The organism is Streptomyces pacificus (genome assembly GCF_011766325.1).
Classification (GTDB): domain Bacteria; phylum Actinomycetota; class Actinomycetes; order Streptomycetales; family Streptomycetaceae; genus Streptomyces; species Streptomyces pacificus.
This window is the reverse complement of the sequence record NZ_BLLG01000003.1, coordinates 370279-394729: the sequence shown is the minus strand read 5'-3', so window position 1 is coordinate 394729 and position 24451 is coordinate 370279. Positions and strand designations below refer to the sequence as shown.

The 24451-nt window shown below is 73.5% G+C and carries 20 protein-coding genes; 8 read left to right on the top strand and 12 right to left on the bottom strand.

Annotated elements, in window-relative coordinates; translation table 11 throughout:
- The first annotated feature begins 190 nt into the window (after positions 1–190).
- A complete protein-coding gene (locus tag SCWH03_RS06830) occupies positions 191–1099 on the top strand; it encodes a pseudouridine-5'-phosphate glycosidase (protein ID WP_173263223.1) in 909 nt (302 codons plus the stop codon).
- 29 nt (positions 1100–1128) lie between these two features.
- Complete coding sequence (locus tag SCWH03_RS06825; protein ID WP_308788860.1) at positions 1129–2046, top strand: carbohydrate kinase family protein; 918 nt, start codon at positions 1129–1131, stop codon at positions 2044–2046.
- A 414-nt stretch (positions 2047–2460) separates the two neighbouring features.
- Here the strand turns inward: SCWH03_RS06825 and SCWH03_RS06820 are convergent, their stop codons facing one another.
- Positions 2461–3246, bottom strand: coding sequence for a winged helix-turn-helix transcriptional regulator (locus SCWH03_RS06820; RefSeq protein WP_173263222.1), 786 nt, complete (start codon positions 3244–3246; stop codon positions 2461–2463).
- Between the two features lie 102 nt (positions 3247–3348).
- Here SCWH03_RS06820 and SCWH03_RS06815 point away from each other — a divergent pair, with 102 nt between their 5' ends.
- Positions 3349–4560 carry a pyridoxal phosphate-dependent aminotransferase gene (locus tag SCWH03_RS06815; protein ID WP_173263221.1) on the top strand — a complete coding sequence of 404 codons (1212 nt, stop codon included), beginning with the start codon at positions 3349–3351 and terminating at the stop codon, positions 4558–4560.
- A gap of 100 nt (positions 4561–4660) precedes the next feature.
- Here SCWH03_RS06815 and SCWH03_RS06810 read toward each other — a convergent pair whose 3' ends face one another.
- The 4 genes from SCWH03_RS06810 to SCWH03_RS06795 all read right to left on the bottom strand — a co-directional run bounded on the left by SCWH03_RS06810 (position 4661) and on the right by SCWH03_RS06795 (position 11095).
- Positions 4661–5290 carry a chaplin gene (locus SCWH03_RS06810; RefSeq protein ID WP_254076598.1) on the bottom strand — a complete coding sequence of 210 codons (630 nt, stop codon included), beginning with the start codon at positions 5288–5290 and terminating at the stop codon, positions 4661–4663.
- 487 nt (positions 5291–5777) lie between these two features.
- Positions 5778–7133 (bottom strand): SWIM zinc finger family protein, encoded by a 1356-nt coding sequence (locus SCWH03_RS06805; protein WP_254076597.1) that lies wholly within the window; start codon positions 7131–7133, stop codon positions 5778–5780.
- On the bottom strand, positions 7130–9973 hold the full coding sequence (locus SCWH03_RS06800) for an SCO1167/SCO6262 family helicase (protein ID WP_173263220.1): 2844 nt from the start codon (positions 9971–9973) through the stop codon (positions 7130–7132). Before SCWH03_RS06800 ends, SCWH03_RS06805 begins: the two co-directional genes overlap by 4 nt.
- 174 nt (positions 9974–10147) lie before the next feature.
- The gene (locus tag SCWH03_RS06795) at positions 10148–11095 is read right to left on the bottom strand and encodes a slipin family protein (RefSeq protein WP_173263372.1); all 948 of its coding nucleotides are present in this window, start codon (positions 11093–11095) and stop codon (positions 10148–10150) included.
- A gap of 196 nt (positions 11096–11291) precedes the next feature.
- On the opposite strand from SCWH03_RS06795, the gene SCWH03_RS06790 reads away from it, so the two are divergent.
- Complete coding sequence (locus SCWH03_RS06790; RefSeq protein WP_173263219.1) at positions 11292–11627, top strand: hypothetical protein; 336 nt, start codon at positions 11292–11294, stop codon at positions 11625–11627.
- A gap of 195 nt (positions 11628–11822) precedes the next feature.
- Positions 11823–12098 (top strand): DUF6343 family protein, encoded by a 276-nt coding sequence (locus tag SCWH03_RS06785; protein ID WP_173263218.1) that lies wholly within the window; start codon positions 11823–11825, stop codon positions 12096–12098.
- Between the two features lie 176 nt (positions 12099–12274).
- Here the strand turns inward: SCWH03_RS06785 and coaE are convergent, their stop codons facing one another.
- The 3 genes from coaE to rpsA all read right to left on the bottom strand — a co-directional run bounded on the left by coaE (position 12275) and on the right by rpsA (position 15634).
- Positions 12275–12874 (bottom strand): dephospho-CoA kinase, encoded by a 600-nt coding sequence (gene coaE / locus SCWH03_RS06780; protein ID WP_173263217.1) that lies wholly within the window; start codon positions 12872–12874, stop codon positions 12275–12277.
- A gap of 49 nt (positions 12875–12923) precedes the next feature.
- A complete protein-coding gene (locus SCWH03_RS06775; protein ID WP_173263216.1) occupies positions 12924–13862 on the bottom strand; it encodes a PAC2 family protein in 939 nt (312 codons plus the stop codon).
- 278 nt (positions 13863–14140) lie between these two features.
- Positions 14141–15634 (bottom strand): 30S ribosomal protein S1, encoded by a 1494-nt coding sequence (gene rpsA / locus SCWH03_RS06770; RefSeq protein ID WP_173263215.1) that lies wholly within the window; start codon positions 15632–15634, stop codon positions 14141–14143.
- Positions 15635–16018: 384 nt separating this feature from the next.
- Between rpsA and SCWH03_RS06765 the strand changes: the two genes are divergently transcribed.
- A complete protein-coding gene (locus SCWH03_RS06765; RefSeq protein ID WP_173263214.1) occupies positions 16019–16849 on the top strand; it encodes a class I SAM-dependent methyltransferase in 831 nt (276 codons plus the stop codon).
- Position 16850: 1 nt separating this feature from the next.
- Positions 16851–17078 carry a hypothetical protein gene (locus SCWH03_RS06760; RefSeq protein ID WP_173262596.1) on the top strand — a complete coding sequence of 76 codons (228 nt, stop codon included), beginning with the start codon at positions 16851–16853 and terminating at the stop codon, positions 17076–17078.
- A 116-nt stretch (positions 17079–17194) separates the two neighbouring features.
- Here the strand turns inward: SCWH03_RS06760 and pgfA are convergent, their stop codons facing one another.
- From pgfA to SCWH03_RS06745, 3 genes are all read right to left on the bottom strand, one after another.
- On the bottom strand, positions 17195–18214 hold the full coding sequence (gene pgfA / locus SCWH03_RS06755) for a cell envelope lipid trafficking protein PgfA (protein WP_173263213.1): 1020 nt from the start codon (positions 18212–18214) through the stop codon (positions 17195–17197).
- Positions 18215–18230: 16 nt separating this feature from the next.
- Entirely contained in the window at positions 18231–18368 is a 138-nt protein-coding gene (locus SCWH03_RS06750; RefSeq protein ID WP_173263212.1) for an SPW_0924 family protein, read from the bottom strand.
- A 166-nt stretch (positions 18369–18534) separates the two neighbouring features.
- Positions 18535–20382, bottom strand: a complete 1848-nt coding sequence (locus SCWH03_RS06745) for a lytic transglycosylase domain-containing protein (protein WP_173263211.1) — start codon at positions 20380–20382, stop codon at positions 18535–18537.
- A 241-nt stretch (positions 20383–20623) separates the two neighbouring features.
- Here SCWH03_RS06745 and SCWH03_RS06740 point away from each other — a divergent pair, with 241 nt between their 5' ends.
- The gene (locus tag SCWH03_RS06740; protein WP_173263210.1) at positions 20624–21472 is read left to right on the top strand and encodes a DUF4184 family protein; all 849 of its coding nucleotides are present in this window, start codon (positions 20624–20626) and stop codon (positions 21470–21472) included.
- A 220-nt stretch (positions 21473–21692) separates the two neighbouring features.
- Here SCWH03_RS06740 and polA read toward each other — a convergent pair whose 3' ends face one another.
- Positions 21693–24350 carry a DNA polymerase I gene (polA, locus tag SCWH03_RS06735; protein WP_173263371.1) on the bottom strand — a complete coding sequence of 886 codons (2658 nt, stop codon included), beginning with the start codon at positions 24348–24350 and terminating at the stop codon, positions 21693–21695.
- Positions 24351–24451: the final 101 nt, after the last annotated feature.

The following is a 24451-nucleotide window of genomic DNA, read 5'->3' as shown; positions in this document are numbered from 1 at the left end:
TCCCGGTACGCCCGGCGGTGCGGGCCCCACCGGGCAACCGGCCGCGGTGGGGCCGGAACGGTCCTACGGCGCGGGCCTGTTCAGCGAGGCGGCAACCCACATGCGGGCGCAACGAGGGGCCATACGGGGGCCGTGGCGGTTCGGCAGCCGAAGCGTTTGCGCACACCTCTCCCGTGCCAGGGATGTGGACATGCCCGAGACCACACTGTTGCTGTCCGAAGAAGTGCGGGAGGCGCTTGACGCGCGCCGCCCCGTCGTCGCACTGGAGTCCACCATCATCGCCCACGGACTGCCGCGGCCACGCAGTCTGGCCGTCGCCGAGGAGCTGGAGTCCCTGGTCACAGACGCCGGTGCGGTGCCGGCGACGGTCGCCGTACTGGACGGCCGGGCCCGTGTCGGCCTGGACAAGCACGGCATGGAACGCATCGCGACCGACCCGGCGGTACGCAAGTTCGGGCACCGCGATCTGGCCCCCGCCCTTGCCGCAGGGGCCTCGGGGGCGACGACCGTGTCCGCCACGGCCTTCCTCGCGGCACGCGCCGGAATCCGGGTCTTCGCCACGGGCGGGCTCGGCGGAGTCCACCGGGAGTGGACCACCGCCCAGGACGAGTCGGCGGATCTGCGGCTGCTCGCCCGGACGGGGATCACCGTCGTCTGCGCCGGGGTGAAGTCCATCCTCGACGTCCCCGCCACACTGCAGCGCCTGGAGACCCTCGGAGTCACCGTCCTCGGCTACGGCACCACGCACTTCCCCGGGTTCTACCTGTCCTCCTCCGGGCTGCCGGTCGACTGGACGGTCCGTACCCCGCAGGAGGTGGCGGACGTGATGCGGGCGCAGCGCGCACTCGGCGGGCCGGAGACCGCGCTGATCGTGGCCCAGCCGGTGCCGGAGGACGAGCAGTTGGACCCGTCGCTGCACGACCGGGTGCTCGCGGAAGCCCTGGGCGAGTGCCGGGAAAGGGGCATCGACGGCCAGGCGGTCACCCCGTTCCTGCTGGACCTGCTGGTGACACGGACGGGGGGCGCCTCGCTCGAGGCCAATCTGGCGGCGGTCCGCGCCAATGTGCGGCTGGCGGCGCGGATCGCGGCGGCGCGGTGAGGACGCCCTCGGGGCGGGATGGGACCGCGGTGCCGGGCCGGACCGGGGCTCTGCTGGTGGTCGGCGATGTGGCCACGGACGTGATCGCACGGCACCCCGGGGCGCTCGCCCGCGGGACGGACACCGCGGCGGAGGTACGGACGCTGCCCGGCGGGGCCGGCGCCAACGCGGCCTGCTGGGCGGCGTACTCGGGTTGTCCTGACGTACGGTTGCTCGGCCGGGTAGGGGCCGGCACCGCGGACCGGCACGAGGCGCTGCTGCGGGGCTCGGGAGTCCACCCCGTACTGGTCCGCGACCAGGAGGTACCGACGGCCACGATCGTCGCGCTGGTCGACGCGGAGGCGGAGCGGACCTTCCTCACCGACGGCGGAGCGGCGCTGCGGCTGTGCCCCGGCGACTGGTCGGCTCGGCTTCTCGACGGGGTGGCCAGGCTCCATCTGTCCGGGTACCTGTTCTTCTCCGAGCCCAGTCGCGAGCTGGCATGCCTGGCGCTCGCGGACGCGCTGGGACGGGGTGTTCCGGTGAGCGTCGACCCGGCGTCGGCAGGGTTCATCGCCGACTTCGGCGTCGACCGCTTCCTCGGTGCGACGGCGGGTACCGGTGTCCTGCTCCCCAACGCGGACGAGGCCCGGCTCCTCACCGGCCTCCCCGATGCGGCAGATGCCGCGGCCAGGCTGAGCCGCCGTGTCCCGCTCGTCGCCGTCACCCTCGGCGCGGGCGGCGCGCTCGTGGCGCAGTCGGGCGCGGTGACCGACAGGATCGCCGCCGTCCCCGCGGCACCGGTCGACTCCACGGGCGCGGGCGACGCCTTCACCGGCGCCTTTCTGGCGGCCCTGCTGGCGGACGCGACCCCGGCCGCCGCGGCATCGGCGGGGTGCCGGGCGGGTGCCCGTGCGGTCGCCGTCCGCGGGGGCCGCCCGCCCGACAGCACCACGGCACCGCCGTAGCCGACGATCCGCGGCACGGCAGGGGGTCCGGCGAACCCGCACACGCCGCCGGGCGGGGAGCGGCCCGCTCGCGCCCGGCGAGCGCGGCGACCGGTTCGTCCCTCCGGGGCAGGACGACCGGGGTCCTCCTCCTGCGGCGGACCGGCCGGGCCCTCCTCCCGGGGCGGGCCGACCGGACCGACCTGACCGGTTCGCACCGAGCCGGCAGCCCGGGGTCGGCCTCCCCCGGGCCGGCCCGGGGCAGCGCCGTCCGGGCCTCGATGTCGACCGCGACCCACCGGACCGCAACCCACCACCGCCGGAAGGGACCCGCCTGCCACGGCGCACCGGTCGCCGGTCGCCGGTCGCCGGTCGCCGGTCGCCGGTCGCCGGTCGCCGGTCCAGCATGGGGCCGAGCCGCCCGAACGGCCTCGGTCAGCCGTCTCCCGGTGAGCGGCGACCCGTCGCACCGCTGCGTCGACGCCCCTGGCCGCTCCCCTGTTCCACCGCGGCCCGCGGCGGGGAGCCGGGGGCCCCGACGGGCGCGCCCACGTCGCACCCGGCGCCGGGCCGCTGCTGGGTCAGGGCGGCCGCAAGGGCCCCGCCGCCGGAGACCCGGATATGCCCGTCCCGTATGCCCTCCTCGATGCCGAGCTCCCCCCGGCTGACAGCGAGGCAGGTCCCGCCGTCCAACTCGATCCGGGTCACCACGCCTCCGGCAGGCGCGGGGCCGTCTCCGTAGCCGCCGGCCCCGCCGCCCTGCGCGGGACGCACGTGGAACTCCCCCTCCGGCAGGCCCACTTCGACGGTGTCGGTCACGCCCGCCGTCTCCAGACGGCGCAGCAGCGGTACGGCGAACCAGTGGGCCCGCACCGCGTCGGTCGGCCGGGGCACGTCGAGCGCGGCTGCGCCCCATTCGGCCAGTGCCCCGACCAGGGGCAGCAACGCCTCTCCGCGCGGGGTGAGTTCGTAGACGTACGCCGACGCCGGGGCGGGCAGCCTGCGCCGGGTGGCCAGCCCGTCGCGCTCCATGTCCTTGAGCCGGGAGGCGAGGACGTCCGTGCTGACTCCGGGCAGGTCGGCGTGGAGGTCGGTGTACCGGCGCGGGCCGGAGAGCAGTTCCCGCACGATCAGCAGCGTCCAGCGGTCGCCGACGGAGTCGAGGGCGCGCGCGACGGCGCAGAACTGGTCGTAGCTTCGGCGGCGTGGGGGACGGGGCATGCGAGGCAGTCTAGACCCGTCGTTGGACTTTCCAAGCTTCCACTTGGTAAAACCAAGTGCCACCGAGTACCACCGTCCCGCCAGCCCTGGGGAGGCCTCCGCATGGAGTTCCGGCAGTCGAGCAAGCTCAGCGAGGTCTGCTACGAGATCCGCGGCCCGGTGATCGAGCACGCCGACGCACTGGAGGAGGCGGGTCACAGCGTGCTGCGGCTGAACACCGGCAACCCCGCGCTCTTCGGCTTCGAGGCCCCCGAGGAGATCGTCCAGGACATGATCCGGATGCTCCCGAGGGCCCACGGCTACACGGACTCGCGCGGGATCCTCTCCGCGCGGCGCGCCGTTGCCCAGCGCTACCAGGCCCTCGGGCTCACGGACGTCTCCGTCGACGACGTGTTCCTCGGCAACGGCGTCTCCGAGCTCGTGTCGATGGCGGTGCAGGCGCTGCTGGAGGACGGCGACGAAGTGCTCGTTCCCGCACCCGACTTCCCGCTGTGGACCGCCGTCACGACCCTCTCCGGCGGAAAGGCCGTCCACTACCTCTGCGACGAGTCGGCGGACTGGTACCCCGACCTCGACGACATGGCATCGAAGATCACCGACCGCACCAGGGCCGTCGTGATCATCAATCCCAACAACCCCACCGGAGCGGTGTATCCGCGGGAGATCGTCGAGGGGATCCTGGACCTCGCCCGCCGCCACCAGCTGATGGTCCTCGCCGACGAGATCTACGACCAGATCGTCTACGACGAGGCCGTCCACCACACCGCGGCCGCCCTCGCCCCGGACCTGGTCGTCCTCACCTTCAGCGGCCTGTCCAAGACCTACCGGGTCGCGGGCTTCCGCTCCGGCTGGCTGGTCGTCACGGGCCCCAAACAGCACGCGCGCAGCTACCTGGAGGGGCTCACCATGCTCGCTTCGATGCGGCTGTGCCCCAACGCGCCCGCCCAGTACGCCATCCAGGCCGCGCTCGGCGGTCGCCAGTCGATCCATGAACTGACCGCACCGGGCGGACGGCTGCGCGAGCAGCGCGACCGGGCCTGGGAGCGGCTGAACGAGATCCCGGGCGTCTCGTGTGTGAAACCCCAGGGTGCGCTGTACGCCTTCCCGCGCCTGGACCCCAAGGTGCACCGCGTGCACGACGACGAGAAGTTCGTACTGGACCTGCTGCTGCGGGAGAAGATCCAGGTGGTACAGGGCACCGGTTTCAACTGGCCCCGGCCCGACCACTTCCGCATCCTGACCCTGCCGTACGCGGACGACCTCGATGCCGCGATCAGCCGGATCGGGCGCTTCCTGGGTGGCTACCGCCAGTAGACGGGGCGGGGAGCCCGGCCCGGCGGGCGGTCCAAGGGACCAGAGGATGCCGGGGAGGACGGGCAGAGGCGGTGGCTGCGGCCCCGGAACGTATCCGCCGTCACGCCACGGCGCGGGCCCGGCGGTACAGCAGAGCACCGCCGAGGAGGAGGGCCGCGCCGACCGGGATGGTGAGACCGAGCGCGGACGGCGTGCCGGTCTCGGCCAGACGGGCCGGGCCCTGCTGGGGCTCCGGGTCACGCGTGGCGGGGCGGGCCTCGGACGGCGGGGCCACCGGTCGGGTCCGGGTCGGCGGGTTGGCGGAGTTCGAGGAGGAGTTGCCGACCGCCGCGTTGCCGATACCGACAACGTTCACGGAGTTGCCGGTGACGTTCACCGGGACGTCGACGGGCAACTGGACCGCGTTCCCGGAGATCAGGCCGGGGGAGTCCTCCGCCTGTGCCGCGGCGACCGCACCGCTGTCAGCGGCAGTGGCGCCGTCGGTGGCGTTCCCTTCGTTTGCGCAGTTGTTGCCGGCCGCGGGGTTCAGCAGACCCACCACGTTCACCGTGTTGCCGCACACGTTCACCGGCGTGTGGACCGGGACCTGCACCGTGTTGCCGGAGATCAGGCCGGGTGAGCCGGCCGCCCTGCCCTGCGCGTCGGAGCCGGCGTGTGCGGCCCCGGCCGCGGCCAGCGCACCGCCCGTGACCATCGCTGCGACCAGACCTGTACGGCGCATCTGCCTCATGGTTTCCTGCCTCCCGGTGGATGGACCCGGGTGGTCACCCACACCGGAGATAACGGCACGGAGCCGAACGGGTTATGGCCAGACGCCGTTTCACCCCTTCGGGTGGAGAAAGGGACAACTGTCGCGCGCCGTCCGCGCGTTCGGCTGCCGGAGCCCGAAGCGCGATGCGCGAACACGGCGCACGTGTGCGTGGCTGGGCGGCTGGGCGGCTCCTCGCCCACAGGGCGAGTGCTTTACCGGTCCCCACCCGGTTCACGCCCCGCTCCGCCTCCCCTTCCGCCAACGTCCGTAGGCGTCGGGCGTCACCGGGCGGTCCTGCGGGCACCGCTCGTGGCCCGTGGCCCGTGGCCCGTGGCTTCGGGAGGATACGCCGCCGGTCCCCGGCCGTGTTCTTCGCGGTCCTGAAGGAGCGCTGCTGGTCCCGGACCGGGCATGGCCGTGTCGTTCTTGGCGGAGGACCGACAACCGGGTCCCCCGGCGGCGGGTGTCAGCGGCCCAGAAGGGTCATGAGCGCGCCGACCGGGTCTTCGTCCGGTATGCCCCGCGGCCACCAGTCCTCCCGGCCGGCGTCGGACTCGTATCCGTACCACAGTCCGTCACGGCCCAGGCGGAGTTGGAGGGACGGAGTGGAGAGGCGGTTGCGCCGCGGGCGGAAGAGCGGGAAGTCCGCGGCGGCCAGGGCGGGCCGCGCCCGGTCGAACGGGCCCGCGGGCGGATCCCACTCCTCCTCCAGGGCGGCCAGTCCCGCCGGCCCGCCCTGGCGCCACGCCGCCACGGCGCGCGCCAGTTCGGTGGGGGTGCGGCCGCCCGCGCGGGCCAGCGCGGTGTAGAGCGCCCGGGTGGAAGCGGTCAGTCCCGATCCGGGGTGGGCGGCGGCGAGCCGGACGGCGTCCTGCCAGAGGCCGAGCCCACCGACCGGGTCTCTGCCCGTGTGCAGGATGGCGTGTGCACGGGCCGCTGCCTCGGTGGCGAGGAGATCGAGGGCGAGCGGGTCGGGCGCGCCCTCGGCCTGCGGGTACACCGGAGGCCGCCCGGGCTGCGGCGGCAGGGGCGGCGGGGGCGGGAGCGGGGAGCGGGTCCGCCGGGTGACGGCGTCGCGTGCGCGGACCGTGGCGAGGTCGGGGGCGGCGCCGCTCCCGCCCCCGCCGGACCGCTCCGCGGAGGTGCGTGCCCCACCCGGGGCCGGGCCGCTTTCGGCTGCCGCGAGGACGGCGTTGCGCCGGGTGAGTTCGGCCAGCACCTCTTGTTCGCCGCGGCCGCGCATCAGGAACAGCACGAACGGGTCCTCGTCGAGGATCCTGGCGGTCTGGTAGCAGAGCGCGGCCGCGTGCTTGCAGGGGAGTCCGTCGTCGGGGCACGAGCAGTCGGGGATCAGGTCCCCGGGCGCGGGCAGCAGGTCGGCGACGGCCGCGAGGGCGTGCGGGACGTCCCTGTCGAGCAGGGCCGCGATGTGGTCCGGACGGGCGGCCGCGGCCTCCAGCAGCCGCTCCCAGTCGTCCTCGCCGAGGGTGCGCAGCCGGATCTCCGCGCGGTAGGGCCGGGGGCGGGAGCCGTGGACGTACGCGACGACGCGGCCCGGCGTCACCGTGATCGCGTCGACGCGGCCGCGTCCGGCATAGGCCAGGCCGCGGGCGAGACGGGCCGGGTCGAGGGCGGTGTCCTCCAGGGCGTCCACCCAGGCGTTGCCCCACCAGGACGCGGCAAGGCGGCCGTCCCCCGGCCGGGGAGCGGGGGCGGGGAACGTCCGGCGCCGGTCGTCCGGACGGCGCGGGGCCTCCCCTCCCATCCCGTCGGTGCGGCGGGGCCCGGCCGGTCCGGTGCGGCGGGGCCGGGCGGCGCTCACGAAGGCCTCCTCAGGGAGACGAGATCGGCCAGTTCCCGGTCGGTGAGTTCGCTCAGGGCGGCCTCGCCGGAGCCGAGGACCGCGTCGGCCAGCGCTCGCTTCGACAGCAGCAGTTCGGCGATGCGGTCCTCGACCGTGCCCTCCGCGATCAGCCGGTGGACCTGGACGGGCCGGGTCTGCCCCATGCGGTGGGCGCGGTCGGTGGCCTGGTCCTCCACCGCCGGGTTCCACCAGCGGTCGTAGTGGACGACGTGGCCCGCGCGGGTCAGGTTGAGTCCGGTGCCCGCCGCTTTGAGGGAGAGGACGAAGACGGGGATGCCGCCCGACTGGAAGCGGTCCACCATCCTGTCCCGATCCGGCACGGGGGTGGAGCCGTGCAGCAGCTGGGAGGGGATCGCGCGGGAGGACAGATGGCCCACGATGAGCCGCGCCATCGCCACGTACTGGGTGAAGACGAGCACGGATCCGCCTTCGGCCAGGATCGTGTCGAGGAGTTCGTCCAGCAGTGCGAGCTTGCCGGAGCGCGCCGCGAGGCGGGGGCGGTCCTCTTTCAGGAACTGCGCCGGGTGGTTGCAGATCTGTTTGAGCGAGGTGAGCAGCTTCATGATCAGACCGCGGCGGGCGATGCCCTCGGCGGTCTCGATCCGGGCCATCGTCTCCCGGACCACGGCTTCGTAGAGCGAGGCCTGCTCCCGGGTGAGCGGGACGGGGTGGTCGGACTCGGTCTTGGGTGGGAGCTCGGGCAGGATGCCGGGGTCGCTCTTCCTCCGCCGCAGCAGGAACGGCCGGACGAGCCGGGCGAGGCGCTCCACCGCCTCCTCATCGCCCAGGTGCTCGTGGTTCTCGGCGGCGCGGGCGTGGCGGGAGCGGAAGGACGTCAGCGGGCCGAGCAGTCCCGGGGTGGTCCAGTCCAGGAGGGACCACAGCTCCGAGACGTTGTTCTCGACGGGAGTGCCGGTCAGGGCGACCCGGGCTGGCGCGGGGATCGTGCGCAGGGCCCTGGCGGTGGCGGAGAAGGGGTTCTTGACGTGCTGGGCCTCGTCGGCGACGACCATGCCCCACTCGCGGGCGGCGAGCTCCCCGGCGCTGGTGCGCATCGTGCCGTAGGTGGTCAGGACGAATCCCCCGGGACCGGTGCCGAGGCCCCGCTGCGGCCCGTGGAAGCGCTGGACGGGCACTCCGGGTGCGAAGCGCGTGATCTCGCGCTGCCAGTTGCCCAGCAGGGACGCAGGGCAGACGACGAGCGTGCGGGCGGTGACGGCCCGCCGCTCGGCCCGGTGCAGATGGAGTGCGATGACCGTCACGGTCTTGCCGAGGCCCATGTCGTCGGCGAGGCAGCCGCCGAGCCCGAGTGAGGTCATCTGGTCCAGCCAGGCGAGTCCGCGGAGCTGGTAGTCGCGCAGGGTGGCGGCGAGTGCCGCGGGCTGGGGGAGGGCGGCGGGGCCGCGGCCGAGCCGGTCCCGCAGGGCGGCCAGTGCGCCCTCGGGGACGGCCTCGACGGTCTCCCCCTCGACCTCGGCGGTGCCGCTGAGTGCCACGGCCAGGGCGTCCACCGGCTCCAGCAGGCCGAGTTCCCGCTTGCGGGCCTTGCGCACGAGGTCCGGATCGACCACCACCCACTGGTCGCGCAGCCGCACGACGGGCCGGTGGGACTCGGCGAGCGCGTCCATCTCCCGCTCGGTGAGCGGGTCCCCGTCCAGCGCGATCCGCCAGTCGAAGCGCAGGAGCCGCCCGCCGTCGAAGAAGGGCGTGCCGTCCGTGGCCGAACCGGGCGCGGACGGCCGGACGACCGCCGTCGCGGTCAGACTCCTGGCGAGCTCCCTGGGCCAGTGCACGGCGATCCCTGCGTCGGCCAGGCGGGTGGCGGCCGGGCCGAGCAGCTCGTACAGCTCGTCCTCGGTGACCGGCAGGACGTCGGGCACCTCGCGGTCGAGGAGCCGGCCGAGCGGCGGCCAGACGCGGGCGGCACGGCGCAGGGCCAGCAGCGTGTCGACGCGGGCACGGGGGCCGAAGTGCACGTCGCCCTCCCCCGCCCACAGCCCCGCGGCGTCGACCACGAGCGTCGGGTCGGCCAGGCTGTGCACCTGGAGCAGGGCAGCCGCGGCCTGCCCGTCGCCACCGCCCTCCCGGGACGCGTCGAACAGGTCACGGGCGGACAGGTCGAGCCGCAGGGAGATCCGCACGCCGGCGTCCATACCGGCCGCGGCCTCCGCCGCCCATGCGCGGGCCCCGGGCAGATGCTGCGGCGCCGTCGCGGCGAACGGCCCGCCGGCGGCGTAGCGGGCCGCGGGGGTGCGCGGCAGGCTGTCAGCGACGGCGTCGAGGAAGGCCCTGATCAGCGCCTCGGGCTCGGGCAGCCGCAGCGGCCGCGAACCGGGGAGCGGTGTGGCATGCGCCTCGTAGGGCATGGCGGCGGCGATGGCGCGGAGCCGGGCGATGTCGTCGGCGTCCAGCGGTCCGGCCCGCCAGGCGTCGTGGCCGGACGGCGTCAGACCGGGCAGCAGCCTGCCGCGTGCGACGAGCTGGAGGGCGTGCAGGGCTGCGGCGCCCCAGCACGCCGCGGCGGGATGGGCGGCCGCGGGCTGGATGGCCGTGCCGGGCCGGGCGGTGGCGAGCAGCGGCACGGCTGCGGCGACGGGCATCACCAGCGCGGGGACGGTACGGCAGCGGACCCCGGCGCCGTGCCCGCGGACGACGGTGATCCGGGCACGGGCGCCGGGGGCCGCCTCCCCCGGCGCCGCGCCGGTGGGCAGGGGCAGCCCGTCGGGGCTCCAGAAGGCGACTCTGCCGGCGCGGGGCAGTTCGGCCGGGAGGAACACGGCGGCGCAAGTGTGCAGCATGCCGGGTCGCCGCCTCCCTTCGCCTCGGTCGTACGAGCGGCGTGCCGTGGACGCCGTGGAGGAACGACCATACGGGGAGGGTCTGACATCGACATGCGCAGCCGGTTCCGGTCGCCGCGGCTCAGGCCCGCGTCCCGGCCGGGCAGCGAGGGCCCGCTGCCGGCCGCCGGATTCTCACGTCCTCTCGTCGTCCCGCGCCTCATGGCCGCCGTGCGCCGGATCGCTCAGGGCCGCGGGGCCTTCCGGTACCACCGGCATCGGGAGGTCCGGCATGGCGGGCAGAGCCGTTGCGTTGGTCACCGGCGTGTTCAGCGGCGGCTTCACCGCGGGTGGCTCGTGGCGGGGCTCCTCCTCCGGGACGGGGCCCGAACCGCGTTCGAGGAAGCGCAGGAGCTCCACCGGGATCGGCAGGACCAGGGTGGAGTTCTTCTCAGCGGCGACCGCCATGACGGTCTGCAGCAGGCGCAGTTGCAGGGCCGCCGGCGTCTCCGACATCTGGTGCGCCGCCTCGGCCAGCTTCTTCGACGCCTGGAGTTCCGCGTCCGCGTTGATCACGCGTGCCCGGCGCTCCCGGTCGGCCTCCGCCTGGCGCGCCATGGAACGCTTCATCGTCTCCGGCAGCGACACGTCCTTGATCTCGACCCGGTCGACGCTCACCCCCCAGCCGAGCGCCGGACTGTCGATCATGAGTTCCAGGCCCTGGTTGAGCTTCTCCCGGTTGGACAGAAGGTCGTCAAGCTCGCTCTTGCCGATGATCGAGCGCAGCGATGTCTGGGCCATCTGGGAGACGGCGAAGCGGTAGTCCTCGACCCTCACGATGGCGTCGGCCGCGTCGACCACCTTGAAATAGACGACGGCGTCCACCCTGACCGTGACGTTGTCCCTGGTGATTCCCTCCTGTGCCGGCACGGGCATCGTCACGATCTGGAGGTTGACCTTGTGCAGCCGGTCCACAACCGGAACGATCATGGTGAATCCGGGCTGGCGGACCCGGTCACGCAGTCGGCCGAGGCGGAAGACCACACCCCGCTCGTACTGCTTGACGACCTTGGCAGCGGCCATGACATAGGCCAGGCACGCGGCACCCGCCGCGACACCGAGCGCCACGAAATCCACATCCATCACGACACCCCCTGCTGTCCCGCGCGTCCGGGAGGCTCGGTCGGTGATTCAACGGTATTCCCCTCCGGTGCGGCGGTCGAGCGCCGTACGGGAGCGGGCCGTCCCCTGAGCGGGCGCACCCGGCGTGCGCACCCCCGAGGTGGTCCGGCAGGGTCTGATCAGGAGTCCGCACCGCAGACACAGACGGGGACCAGTCATGGCCGATCACCGCCGCCTCGCCATCGCCGCCGGGGCAGTGCTTCTGACCGCCGCTCTCGGCGGCTGTTCCGGCCTGGGCCGGACCGCCGTGGGCACAGTGAACTACGAGGCCGGCTCCCTCCGCTCCGTCACGGTGTCCAACCCCGTGGTGACCGGTTGCCACCGGCTGCTGCCGGACGGTGCCGTGCGCATCGAGAACGCGACACTGATCGACCTCATCGCCTACCGGACATCGGACTGCACCGGCGACGACACGACCTACATCGCGACGACGCTGTTCGACAACATCGCTCCCGGCACCCAGCCCTGGCTCAGCTACCGCTGGGTCCACTGAGAGGCCGCCCGGCTTCTGCGGCACCCGGCCCCCGCCGGGACACCCCCCGCCCCGGCCGGGCCGCCGCCCTTCCGGGGCGTTTCGTGCCGGCCCCGGCTCCCCGGGCCTTCCCCAGGGTCACCCCGCGACCGGCCCCGCCCGCGCTACCGGTCCCCGCGATCCGGGTGGATGCTGGAAGGGAAGGGGACGAGGCCCATGCGTACGGGTAACGAACCGGCCACGGCGCGCACCCCGCTGCGGATGCGGTTCTGGCTGAGTGTCTGGGGACTGCTGTGGGCGGTCTCGGGGACGGCGGTCTTCGCGCTCGCCGAACGTCCCGGGTGGGCGATCGCCTGCGCGGTACTGAGCGTGGCCGTCATGGCCCATCTGCTGGTCGTGGTGCACCGGCTCTACGAGGCACCGCACGACCGGCCCGGTCGCGGAGTCCCGCCCCACGAGCCGGACCGCGGGGACGGCCGGCGGCACCGCTAGCCTCGCGGGGACGCCCTGCGGCACCACACGGCTCGCGGGGACGGCCTGCGGCGCCGCTAGCCTCGCGGGGCCGTCCCGCGGCACCACACGGCTCGCGGGGACGGCCTGCGGCGCCGCTAGCCTCGCGGGGCCGTCCCGCGGCACCACACGGCTCGCGGGGACGGCCTGCGGCGCCCTCAGCCTCGCGCGCGCTGCCTCAACTCCGCCCAGATCTCGCGGACCCGGGGCTCCAGCGCCTCCAGCGGCCCGTCGTTGTCGACGATCAGATCGGCCACGGCCCTGCGCTGCTCGGGTTCCGCCTGTGCGGCCATCCGGGCGCGCGCCTCCGACTCGGTCATGCCGCGCAGCCGCACGAGCCGGTCCAGCCGGGTCCCGGGGGCCGCGTCCACGACGACGACCAGGTCGTACAGGGGGGCGAGGCCGTTCTCCGCGAGCAGCGGTACGTCGTGGACGACCACCGCGTCCGGGTCGGCCGCGGCCTCCAGCTCGGCCGACCGCGCCCCGACCAGCGGGTGCACGATGGCGTTGAGCCGGGCCAGCCGTTCGGCGTCGGAGAACACGATGGCACCGAGCCGGGGCCGGTCCAGAGTGCCCTCCGGGGTGAGGACTTCGGGGCCGAACGCCTCGACGACGGCTGCCAGGCCCGGTGTGCCGGGCTCGACGACCTCTCGGGCGATCTCGTCCGCGTCGATCAGCACCGCTCCGTACGACGCCAGAAGCCGTGACACTTCGCTCTTGCCGGCGCCGATACCACCGGTCAGGCCCACCTTCAGCATGGGCGGAAGCATAGGCCTGCGAGGGGGACCGCTCTCCGCCGGGCCCCGCCTAGGAGTCGCCCTCGCGTTCGGCGAGGAAGCGCTCGAACTGCCTGCCGATCTCGTCCGCCGACGGGAGTTCCGCCGGCTCGGCGACCAGGCTGCCCCGGCTGTCGGCGCCGGCGATGGCGTCGTACTGGTGCTCGAGACCTCTCACCAGGGACGTCAGCTCCTCGTCACCCTCGCCGATCTGGCGTTCGATCTCGGTCTGGGTGCGCTGGGCCCTGGCGCGCAGGGTGTGGGCGATGCCGGGCAGCACCAGGCCCGTCGCGGCGGTGATCGCCTCGAGGGCGGTCAGCGCGGCGTCCGGGTACGCGGAGCGGGCGATGTAGTGCGGGACATGGGTGGCGACGCCGAGCACGTCATGGCCCCACTGCGCCAGCCGGTACTCGACCAGGGACTCCGCGCTGCCGGGAACCTGGGCCTCGTCGAACGGGCTGCGGTGACCGGGCATCAGATCCGTCCGGGTGCCGTGCGGGGTGATGCCGACGGGGCGGGTGTGCGGCACGCCCATGGGAATGCCGTGGAAGTTCACCGAGAGGCGCACCCCGAGCCGCTCGACGATCTGCCGTACGGCCGCGGCGAACAGCTCCCACTCGATGTCCGGTTCGGGACCGGACAGCAGCAGGAACGGGGCGCCGGTGGCGTCCTGGACCAGCCGGACCTCCAGGGACGGGGTCTCGAAACCGGTCCAGCGGTCCCGGCGGAAGGTGAGCAGCGGGCGGCGGGCCCGGTAGTCGACGAGCCGGTCGTGGTCGAAGCGGGCGACCACCTGGTGGGGCAGGGATCCGAGCAGGGCGGTGACGAGTTGCTCACCCGTCTCACCCGCGTCGATGTACCCGTCGAAGTGGTACAGCATCACCAGTCCGGCCGACTCCTGTGCCAGCGCCACGTCGACGACCGCCAGGCCCTTGGACTCCCACTCGTACAGACTCTGCGGATCTCGCACCGTTACCGCCCCTTCTCCGTGTCTGAGGGTCAACCCCGCGCCTGGTGCGATCATTCCCGACGGCGGCCGGGCGGCTCCGGGGAACCGGTCGGACGGGAGGCCGCCGCGCGCCCGGGGACATCGCGTACCCGGCAACGGCAGGCACGGCGAACGGGGCCCCTCGCATGCTCGGAGACATCGCGCACCGGGGAGCGGCGCCTGCCCGGGCAACAGGCGGAGGCCCGCCCCCCTGAAGGGGACGGGCCTCCGTACCGGTTGCCCGGTGGCCGGCGGGAGCCTCAGCTCTGGCCGCCTGCCAGCTTCTCGCGGAGCGCGGCGAGGGCCTCGTCCGACGCCAGGGCGCCGGAGTTGTCGTCCGACTCCGAGGAGTACGAACCGCCCTGCGGCGCGGCGGCCGGAGCGGTCTGCCCGCCCTCGGCAGCGGCCTGCTCGTCGGCCTCGCGGGACTTGATGACCTGGGCCTGGTGCTGCTCGAAGCGCTGCTGCGCCTCGGCGTACTGCCCCTCCCACTCCTCGCGCTGCTTCTCGTAGCCCTCGAGCCAGTCGTTGGTCTCGGGGTCGAAGCCCTCGGGGTAGATGTAGTTGCCCTGGTCGTCGTAGGACGCGGCCATGCCGTACAGGGTCGGGTCGAACTCGACCGACGCCGGGTCGGCACCGAAGGACTCGTTGGCCTGCTTGAGGGACAGCGAGATCCGGCGACGCTCGAGGTCGATGTCGATGACCTTGACGAAGATCTCGTCGTTGACCTGGACGACCTGCTCCGGGATCTCCACGTGGCGCTCGGCCAGCTCGGAGATGTGGACCAGGCCCTCGATGCCCTCGTCCACGCGGACGAACGCGCCGAACGGCACCAGCTTGGTGACCTTGCCCGGGACGACCTGGCCGATCTGGTGGGTGCGGGCGAACTGCTGCCACGGGTCCTCCTGCGTCGCCTTCAGCGACAGGGAGACCCGCTCGCGGTCCATGTCGACGTCGAGGACCTCGACGGTGACCTCCTGGCCGACCTCGACGACCTCGGACGGGTGGTCGATGTGCTTCCAGGACAGCTCGGAGACGTGCACCAGACCGTCGACGCCGCCCAGGTCCACGAAGGCACCGAAGTTGACGATCGAGGAGACGACGCCGGACCGGACCTGGCCCTTCTGCAGGGTGGTGAGGAACGTCTGGCGGACCTCGGACTGGGTCTGCTCCAGCCAGGCACGGCGGGACAGGACCACGTTGTTGCGGTTCTTGTCCAACTCGATGATCTTGGCCTCGAGCTCCTTGCCGACATACGGCTGGAGGTCGCGCACACGGCGCATCTCGACCAGGGAGGCGGGGAGGAAGCCACGGAGGCCGATGTCGAGGATGAGACCACCCTTGACGACCTCGATGACGGTACCGGTGACGATGCCGTCCTCTTCCTTGATCTTCTCGATGGTGCCCCAAGCGCGCTCGTACTGGGCGCGCTTCTTCGAGAGGATCAGACGGCCTTCCTTGTCCTCCTTCTGGAGGACGAGGGCCTCGATCTCGTCACCGACGGCGACGACCTCGTTGGGGTCGACGTCGTGCTTGATCGAGAGCTCGCGGCTCGGGATGACACCTTCGGTCTTGTAACCGATGTCGAGCAGGACCTCGTCCCGGTCGACCTTCACGATGACGCCGTCGACGATGTCGCCGTCGTTGAAGTACTTGATCGTCTCGTCGATCGCGGCGAGGAAGGCTTCCTCGTTACCGATGTCGTTGACCGCAACCTGCGGGGTGGTGGCGGTGGTCTCGGTGCTGCTCGTCATGTGGGAAAGGGCTCCGGTACGGACATTGAAGTCGTAGGTACTGCTACGCCGTGAGCCCGTATCGCAGCTGCAGAAGCCGGACAGCCAAGGAAGCGCCAGCCCCGGAGGGGGAATGGCGCCTCGACAACCGAGGGGACATACAGCAGATGCGAGCGCGGCCTGCTCGGTCTGAGGCGCGCAAGCCCGCAGCGCAACCTTTAGCATACGGGGGCGGCAGGGCACGGTCAATGCGCGAAGGCCCCCACCCGGGGCGGAACTCCGCATACCCGGCACAACTAGGGTTTGCCGAGGCCATGATGGCCGCCCCTCGCTCCCCGCGACACGGCCGCAGGCCCCTCGCGGCCCTTCCGGGCGAGGCACCAGCAACGTACAACGACGGGCGAGATGATCCAAGAGTACGGACCGGAGGCGACCCGGCGTCACACCGCCGGCGCGGAGAGCAGCCGCGCCAGCCGCGGCTGGTGGGACCGCAACGCCGACGAGTACCAGAGCGAGCACGGCACCTTCCTCGGCGACGACCGGTTCGTCTGGTGCCCCGAGGGGCTGGACGAGGCCGAGGCCCGGCTGCTCGGCCCCGCGGAGTCCCTGCGGAACGCCGACGTGCTGGAGATCGGCGCCGGCGCGGCCCAGTGCTCCCGCTGGCTGCTGACCCAGGGCGCCCGGCCGGTGGCCCTTGACCTCTCGCACCGCCAGCTCCAGCACGCCCTGCGGATCGGCGCGGACTTCCCCCTGGTGGAGGCGGACGCCGGCGCGCTGCCCTTCGCCGACGGCTCCTTCGACCTGGCGTGCTCCGCATACGGAGCCGTGCCGTTCGTCGCCGACCCGGTGCGCGTGTTCCGGGAGGTGCGGCGGGTCCTGCGGCCCGGCGGGCGGTGGGTCTTCTCGGTCACGCACCCCGTCCGCTGGGCGTTCCCCGACGAGCCGGGCCCCGAGGGGCTGTCCGTCGCCGCCTCCTACTTCGACCGCACCCCGTACGTGGAGCAGGACGAGGCGGGCCGGGCCGTCTATGTGGAGCACCACAGGACGATCGGGGACCGCGTCCGCGACGTGGTGGCGGCCGGCTTCCGGCTGGCCGACCTGGTGGAGCCGGAGTGGCCGGCCTGGAACAGCCGGGAGTGGGGCGGCTGGTCCCCGTTGCGCGGGAACCTGATCCCGGGGACGGCGATCTTCGTCTGCGAGCGGAGCGGGACCGCTCCCCTGGACGGGGGGACCTGACGTGGTCCGCGACGACGCCCCCGCCCTGCTTCCCGTGCGCACGGCCCTCCCGGCGCCGGCCCGGGCCCGTCACTCCCGCGGCGCCGCCGTGCTGTGCGCGCCGCCCGGCACGGGCAAGACGACGCTGGTGCCGATCTCGCTCGCCGGCCTGCCGGACCGCGGCGGAGATCCAGGTGTGGCGGACCTGACGGCGTTCGCCCTGCAGGCGGGCGGGCTGGGGCGGTCCTGAAGCCACCGGGTACCGGGCGTGCCGGGCGTGCCGGGTGTGCCGGGTGTGCCGGGCGTCGTGTCGGGCGGACATCGCCTGCCGCGGCACCAGCGCACCCTCCGTCCGGGCCCGCCTCCTCACGCGGGCCCGGGTTCACGATCCGCCGCGCCGCCCGCGCCACCCGCGCCGGGTGCCGGCGCGCCGTCGCCGCCGGGGCGGCGTGAGCGCGCTTCGAGGAGGAGGGACAGTGCGAGGAGGCCCGTGCCGAGGCCCAGGAAGGTCCACGGCAGGTGGGAGGCCAGCAGGAGCACCAGCCCGCGCTGGGACGACACCTGGGCGACCGTGCGGTCCACGTAGTCCTCGCGCATCCTGACGTGGCCGGAGAACGCGGTCACCCGGTCGCGGCCGCCGAGCAGCGAACCGCCGCGCAGTTCCTCGGTGTGGATCTCCTCGCCGTTGACGGGCGCCCCGGTGGCCGGCTCGACCCAGAACATGCGTGTGGTGGTGTACCAGCGGGTGGTACCGGTTCGCTCCTCCAGTGTCCCGGCATCGATGCCGGGTATCGGCATCTTCTCGGGGTAGGGCACCTTGGTCCACGGGACCGTCTGCTCGAAGTAGTAGACCTCCAGTCCGCGGAAGGTCCGAGTCCCCTTGTAGTGGATGGGGGCGGAGGTCCTGGTCTGGGCGTCGAAGTACACGTAGTCCCGCTTCTCGGTGAGGAAGGGCCACTTGAACTCGATGCCCTCGCGCCGCACCGGGTCCCCGTCGACCGTCTCCCCCGGGGCGTGCACGGGCTCCTGGGTGTGGCCGTCGAAGATGTACCGCCCGGGGATCTGGGAGACGGTCTCGCCGTCCGGTCCCTGGACATGGGAGAGCGAGTCCCAGACCACCACGTCCCGGCCCGTGCTGCGCTCGATCCGCTCGGACTCCTCCACGTTGCCCTTGAGGGTCTGGACGATGGTGACCTTCTCCACCTGCTCGGCCCGCATGGTGTCGTAGCGCAGCAGGGTCGCGGGGCGCGCCTCGAGCACCGTCTCCTGGTACTGGCCCGGCGGGATCCTGACCAGCCGGGGAAAGGCGTACCAGCGCAGCACCGGCGCCAGTGCAGCGAAGAAGACGGCGAGCGACAGAAGCACGAGACTGGCTCTGCGGCGCATGGCGGCTGCTCCCCCGCTACTTCACGGGTCCGGGAACGGTGGTGAGGAGCGGTCTGGGCGAGGTCTCCCCCGGCGGTACGTCGAGTACGGCGAGGAGCAGCACGACGAGCAGCACGGGGACCAGCCCGGATGCGACGGCGACGAGGGCGCGCATGGTCGGCCTCCCGGGTACACGATCTGATGGGGCGTCAGAGCAACGGGCTCGGGCACCGTAGCAACGGGGTGCCCAGAAGAGAACACGTCCCGCCGCACACACCGCAGCGCCCCTGCGCACGGAACCGGGCGGAGGGGCGCTGCGGTGTGTGCCGCCGGGCGGGCGGTCAGACGGTCGGGGCCGCCGGGGCGGCGACCCGGAGTTCGAGGGTCAGCACGGCACCGCCCTCGGCCGTCAGGCGCAGCAGGAACGTGCCGGGCCGGTCGTCCGAGAAGATCTCCGGCAGCACCAGCGTGCCGTCGGCGCCGGTCCTCAGCTCGGAGAGCGTGCGGACCGGATCGCCCCCGGCGTCCTTGAAGTACGGGCCCTCGGTGGACTCGGCCGGGGCGTCGCCCGCGGTGACCATCGCGGCCGTGACGGCCACACCCCCGGCCGCCACGCCCTCGAACGTGGCCTTGACCGCGACGGGGTGGGCGAACGCTGAGGAGGGCGAGGCGGTCAGCTCGTCGTCTCCGGTCCGCGCGAGGGCGTCCGCCTGGCGGGGGGTGACGGTCGCGGCGTAGTCGAGGCGGGGCAGGGTCCGCCCGGCGACGGTCACCCGGATGGTGAAGTCACCGGTCTTCTCACCGGCCTTCAGCGGCGGGGCGGCGGCCACGCCCCCCTCCCCGGTACGCACGACCGCACTCCTGAGGTCACCGGAGAAGCGGGCGTCGGTCTCGCCGACGAGCTCGAAGACCAGGTCGGCGCCTGCCACCGGCTGACCGGAGCGGTCCTTCGCCCGGACCTTCGGCAGCTCGGTGAACTCCTGGCCGGCGACGGCGGTGGGACGTCCGCCGCCCGCGTTCTCGATGCCGAACACCGTTGCGGACGCCGGAGGGGCCGGAGGCGTCGGGGGGGCCGGAGGCGTCGGGGGGGCCGGAGGCGTCGGCTTCGCCGGACTGGTGTCCGGGGAGGGCGTGCCGGTCCCCGGCTTCGCCGGGGCAGGCTTGGGGCCTCCGGTCGAGCCGCCGGGTACCGAGGGGGACGGCGACCGGTCGGGCGCGGTGGCCGGCGTCGTGGGCATGGCGGGATCGTCCGGGGCAGCGGACTCGGCCGGCGTCGTCGGCATGGCGGGATCGTCCGGAGCAGCGGACTCGGCCGGCGTCTTTCGGAGCGTGTCCGGGGCAGCGGGCTCGGCCGGTGTGGCCGTGAGGCCGCTGCCGCTGCTCTCGACCGGCAGGACTCCCGAGCCGTCGGGGACCTCGTGGGTGCCCTTCTTGTAGTACTCGAACCAGGACAGGACCGTCCGCAGGTACTCGCGCGAGCGGTTGTAGCTCAGGATCGCCCTGTCGAGGTCCTCCTTGACGGACAGGTCGCGGCCGTCGGCACACAGGTACTTCGCGGCGGCGAGCGCAGCGTCGTGGATGTTGTTCGGGTCCTTGCGCCCGTCGCCGTTGGCGTCCTGGCCCCAGGTGGCCCAGGTCGACGGGATGAACTGCATCGGGCCGACCGCGCGGTCGTGGGTGCGGTCGCCGTCGTAGGCGCCGTCGTCGGTGTCGGAGATGTTGGCGAACCCCACCCCGTTCAGCACCGGTCCGAGAATCGGGGAGAACGTCGTCCCGTCGGCGTCGACCCGCCCGCCGCGCGCCTGGCCGGACTCGACCTTGCCGATGGCGGCGAGCAGCTGCCAGGGGAGGCGGCAGCCGGGGTCGCTCGCGGCGACGGTCTGCTCGGCCTGCTTGTACGCGCCGAGCACCGTGGCCGGAATCCCGGCCTCCGCTTCGGCTGCCGCGGGCAGGGGGGTCGGGGCACCGGGCTTGTTGGGGCTGTTCAGCGGCGGCAGGTCCGTGTAGTAGGAGGAGTCGCCGGTCGCCGACGGGTCCGTCGGCGGGGTCGCTTCCAGAGCCTGGGCTTCGCCGCCGGCGGCCGGCGCGACACCCGGCGCCTGCGATGCGGACAGCGCGGCCACGGCGACCGCCGCCACCGCTGTCGTGGTAGCCCCCTTGCGCAGCCGGCGGCCGAATTGCGCTGCCATACCCCTGGTCCCCTCCCCGTAGGCCGCTGCTCGCGCGCTCACGCGCGATGTACCGTGCGACACTACGGCAACCGCCCGCACCGCGGCACAGGAACTCCGGCCACTCTCGCCGCCTGTTCGCCCCTCCGCCACGGCCGGCACGCGGGCGTCCGGGTCCGGTCCACACGGCACACGGCACATCGCCGGGTTCGCCCATACTGGGCGGCATCGCTCGGCAACGGTCTCACGGGGGCGGCTCACCATGCCTTTCACGCTCAGTCACGCGGCAGCGGTCCTGCCCTGCATCCGCAGAAGCGGCACGGCGCGGGGGCCACTGGTCGCCTCGGCACTCGTGGCGGGGTCGTTCGCACCCGACATCACCTACTTCACGGCGAGTGTGCTGCCCGGTGCGATGCGGTTCGGCGACGTCACACACGGCCCGCTGGGGGTGCTGACGGTCGACGTCGGGATCGCGGCGGGGCTGGTGGGACTCTGGCTGATGGTGCGTGAGCCGCTGCTGGCCCTGCTCCCGCCGCGCCTTCAGGCGCGCGCCCACGCCGTTGTGCGAGGCGGCGCCCGGCCCGGCCGGACGCGGGCCGCTCTGGTCCTGTGGTTCTGCGTCTCGGCGGTGATCGGTGCGGCGACGCATGTCGTCTGGGACGCGTTCACCCACTTCGACCGCTGGGGTACCCGGGCGCTGCCGGCGCTCGCACAATCCGTCGCCGGATTCCCCCTCTACACGTATATGCAGTACGGGAGTTCGATCCTGGCGTTGGTGGCGCTGGGCTGGTTCACCCGGTCCGTGTGGGAGCGCACCCCGCCGAACGCCGGGCCGGCGCCCGTACCGTCGATCGGCCGGCGGGGGCGGTGGGCCGCCGCGGTCCTGCTCACCCTGTGCGTCCTGGCGGGAACGGCGCATCGCTGTGTGCGCTTCTCCCAGCACGGGGGCCGGGTCGACACGCCCCTCGACATCGTTCCGACCGTGTGCTTCGGCGCGGGGGCCGGTCTCGCGGTGGGCCTGGTGCTGTACGGCGCGGCGGTCCGGACGCGGTCGCGGCGGGGCCCCGGCCCGGACGCGGCGCCCCCGCGGGAACGGACGGGCGTGTCCTGACCGCCCGCCCCCGGCCGGCCAGGCGTCCGGCCGGGCGGGCACCCGCCCACCGGATGCCGCGGCGGGCACAAGCCCCGGCCCCGCACGACGGCGCCCGCGCGGCGACGGGAGAGGGGCCGGATCGCGCCCGGCGCGCAGTCGCCCGGCGAAGGGGCGGGCCCCGCACACACGCGGCCCGGCCCGCCGCAGCGCGCGATCACGCGGCGCCGCCCCGGCGGCGTCAGTGGGCTGCGGACTCCCAGTCCGGGCCCACGCCGACCGAGACGTCCAGCGGTGCACGCAGTTCCGCCGCGGCGGACATCTCGCGGCGGACGAGCCCTTCGACCCGCTCGCGCTCGCCGGGGGCGATCTCCAGCACGATCTCGTCATGGACCTGGAGCAGCATCCGGGAGGTGAGTCCCTCCGCCCGCAGCCCCGCGTCGACCCGCAGCATCGCCTTCTTGACGATGTCCGCCGCCGTGCCCTGGATCGGCGCGTTCAGTGCCATCCGCTCGGCCGCCTCGCGACGCTGGCGGTTGTCGCTGTTGAGGTCCGGGAGGTAGCGCCGGCGGCCGAACATCGTCGCCGTGTAGCCCGTGGCCCGCGCCTCGTCCACGACACGGCGCAGATAGTCGCGGACCCCGCCGAACCGCTCGAAGTAGGTGTCCATCAGGGTCCGCGCCTCGGCCGCCTCGATGTTCAGCTGCTGGCTGAGGCCGAACGCGGAGAGGCCGTAGGCCAGTCCGTACGACATCGCCTTGATCTTGCGGCGCATCTCGGCGTCGACCGCGGACCGGTCCACGCCGAAGACCTGGGAGGCCACCGTCGTGTGCAGGTCCTCGCCCGAGGTGAACGCCTCGATCAGGTCCTCGTCCCCGGAGAGATGGGCCATGACGCGCAGCTCGATCTGGCTGTAGTCGGCGGTCATCAGCGACTCGAAGCCCTGGCCGACGACGAAGCCGCGGCGGATCGCCCGGCCCTCGTCCGTGCGCACCGGCACGTTCTGCAGATTCGGGTCGGTGGAGGAGAGCCGGCCGGTCGCGGCGACCGTCTGGCTGAAGGTGGTGTGGATCCGGCCGTCCGCGGCGATGGTCTTGATCAGGCCCTCGACGGTGGAGCGCAGCCGGGCCTGCTCGCGGTGGCGCAGCATGATGACCGGCAGCTCGTGGTCGGTCTGGCCGGCGAGCCAGGCCAGCGCGTCGGCGTCGGTCGTGTACCCGGTCTTGGTCTTCTTGGTCTTGGGGAGGTTCAGCTCCCCGAAGAACACCTCCTGGAGCTGCTTGGGCGAGCCGAGGTTGAACTCGTGGCCCACCGAGGCGTGGGCCTCCTTGACGGCCTGCTGCACCGCCCCGGCGAACTGCTGCTCCATGGCCTCCAGATGGGCCCGGTCGGCGCGGATGCCGTGCCGCTCCATCCTGGCCAGCAGCAGCGACGTGGGCAGTTCCATGCCGTGCAGCAGTTCGCCGGCCCCCACCTCCTCGAGCCTTCCGCCGAAGGCCTCGCCCAAATCGAGGACCGCGCGGGCCTGCGCCATCAGGGCGTCGGCCTCGGCGTGCTCGTCCTCGGCGCCGAAGGCCAGCTGGCCGTCGGCGGCGGCCGGGGCCAGCTCGCGGTGGAGGTACTCCACGGAGAGGGCGTCCAGGGCGAAGGACCGGCGGCCGGGCTTGACCAGGTAGGCGGCGAGGGCGGTGTCCATGGTGACGCCCCGCAGGTCCCATCCGTGCTCGGGGAGGACCCGCAGCGCCTCCTTCGCGCTGTGCACGACCTTCGGCCGGTCCGGGTCGGACAGCCAGGCGGCGAGCGCCCGCTCGTCCGCCTCGTCGAGCCCGGTGGTGTCGAACCAGGCCGCCTCCCCCCCGGCGGCCGCGAGCGCGATCTCGCTGACGCTGCCGACGCCCAGCGCCCAGGCGGCGACCGAGGCGACGCCGAGCGGCCCGCCCCCGTGCCACTCCAGCCAGGGCGCCAGCTCGCCGGGGCCGAGCACACTGCCGTCCAGCTCCACGCCGGCGGCCGGGGCCGCGGCGTCGTCCTCGGCTGCGCCCGGGTCGACGGCGAGCAGCCGCTCGCGCAGGCTCGGGTTGCGGATCTCCAGGACCTCCAGGAAGCCCTTCAGCGCGGTCCGGTCGTACGGTGCGCGCCCGAGGTCGGCGACGGACTTCGGCAGCTCCACGTCACGGACCAGCTCCGTCAGGTGACGGTTGAGCCTGACGGCCTCCAGATGGTCGCGGAGCGCCTGGCCGACCTTGCCCTTGACCTCGTCCGCGCGCTCGACCAGCTCCGCGAACGAGCCGAACTGGCTGATCCACTTGGTGGCGGTCTTCTCGCCGACGCCGGGGATGCCCGGGAGGTTGTCGGACGGGTCGCCGCGCAGGGCGGCGAAGTCCGGGTACTGGGAGGGGGTCAGCCCGTATTTCTCGAGGACCTTGTCCGGGGTGAAGCGGGTCAGCTCGCTGACGCCCTTGGTCGGGTAGAGCACGGTGACGTGGTCGGAGACCAGCTGGAAGGAGTCCCGGTCGCCGGTGACGATGAGCACGTCGAAGCCCGCGGCCTCGGCCTGGGTGGCGAGCGTCGCGATGATGTCGTCGGCCTCGAAGCCGTCCACCGCGAACCGCACCGCGTTCATCGTGTCGAGGAGCTCGCCGATCAGCTCGACCTGGCCCTTGAACTCGTCCGGGGTCGAGGAGCGGTTGGCCTTGTACTCGGGGAAGTCCCGGGACCGCCAGGTCTTCCGGGAGACGTCGAAGGCCACCGCGAAGTGCGTGGGCGCCTCGTCGCGGAGCGTGTTCGCCAGCATCGACGCGAAGCCGTAGACCGCGTTGGTCGTCTGACCGCTCGCGGTGGTGAAGTTCTCCGCGGGCAGGGCGAAGAACGCCCGGTACGCCAGCGAGTGCCCGTCCATGAGGAGCAGGCGCGGACGGGTTTCCTCATGGGTCTTCTTCGATGCTGTCTCAGCCACACCCCCGATCCTGCCACGGCCCACCGACAGTGCCGCCCGTGCCC

Excerpts from the sequence above, each read along its gene's own strand:
- polA (WP_173263371.1), bottom strand. The coding sequence starts at position 24,350 with ATGGACGGGCACTCGCTGGCGTACCGGGCGTTCTTCGCCCTGCCCGCG.
- SCWH03_RS06745 (WP_173263211.1), bottom strand. The coding sequence starts at position 20,382 with ATGGCAGCGCAATTCGGCCGCCGGCTGCGCAAGGGGGCTACCACGACA.
- SCWH03_RS06800 (WP_173263220.1), bottom strand. The coding sequence starts at position 9,973 with ATGCTGCACACTTGCGCCGCCGTGTTCCTCCCGGCCGAACTGCCCCGC.
- SCWH03_RS06785 (WP_173263218.1), top strand. The coding sequence starts at position 11,823 with ATGCGTACGGGTAACGAACCGGCCACGGCGCGCACCCCGCTGCGGATG.
- SCWH03_RS06815 (WP_173263221.1), top strand. The coding sequence starts at position 3,349 with ATGGAGTTCCGGCAGTCGAGCAAGCTCAGCGAGGTCTGCTACGAGATC.
- SCWH03_RS06810 (WP_254076598.1), bottom strand. The coding sequence starts at position 5,290 with ATGAGGCAGATGCGCCGTACAGGTCTGGTCGCAGCGATGGTCACGGGC.
- rpsA (WP_173263215.1), bottom strand. The coding sequence starts at position 15,634 with ATGACGAGCAGCACCGAGACCACCGCCACCACCCCGCAGGTTGCGGTC.
- SCWH03_RS06750 (WP_173263212.1), bottom strand. The coding sequence starts at position 18,368 with ATGCGCGCCCTCGTCGCCGTCGCATCCGGGCTGGTCCCCGTGCTGCTC.
- pgfA (WP_173263213.1), bottom strand. The coding sequence starts at position 18,214 with ATGCGCCGCAGAGCCAGTCTCGTGCTTCTGTCGCTCGCCGTCTTCTTC.
- SCWH03_RS06765 (WP_173263214.1), top strand. The coding sequence starts at position 16,019 with ATGATCCAAGAGTACGGACCGGAGGCGACCCGGCGTCACACCGCCGGC.
- SCWH03_RS06830 (WP_173263223.1), top strand. The coding sequence starts at position 191 with ATGCCCGAGACCACACTGTTGCTGTCCGAAGAAGTGCGGGAGGCGCTT.
- SCWH03_RS06740 (WP_173263210.1), top strand. The coding sequence starts at position 20,624 with ATGCCTTTCACGCTCAGTCACGCGGCAGCGGTCCTGCCCTGCATCCGC.
- SCWH03_RS06795 (WP_173263372.1), bottom strand. The coding sequence starts at position 11,095 with ATGGATGTGGATTTCGTGGCGCTCGGTGTCGCGGCGGGTGCCGCGTGC.
- coaE (WP_173263217.1), bottom strand. The coding sequence starts at position 12,874 with ATGCTGAAGGTGGGCCTGACCGGTGGTATCGGCGCCGGCAAGAGCGAA.
- SCWH03_RS06820 (WP_173263222.1), bottom strand. The coding sequence starts at position 3,246 with ATGCCCCGTCCCCCACGCCGCCGAAGCTACGACCAGTTCTGCGCCGTC.
- SCWH03_RS06790 (WP_173263219.1), top strand. The coding sequence starts at position 11,292 with ATGGCCGATCACCGCCGCCTCGCCATCGCCGCCGGGGCAGTGCTTCTG.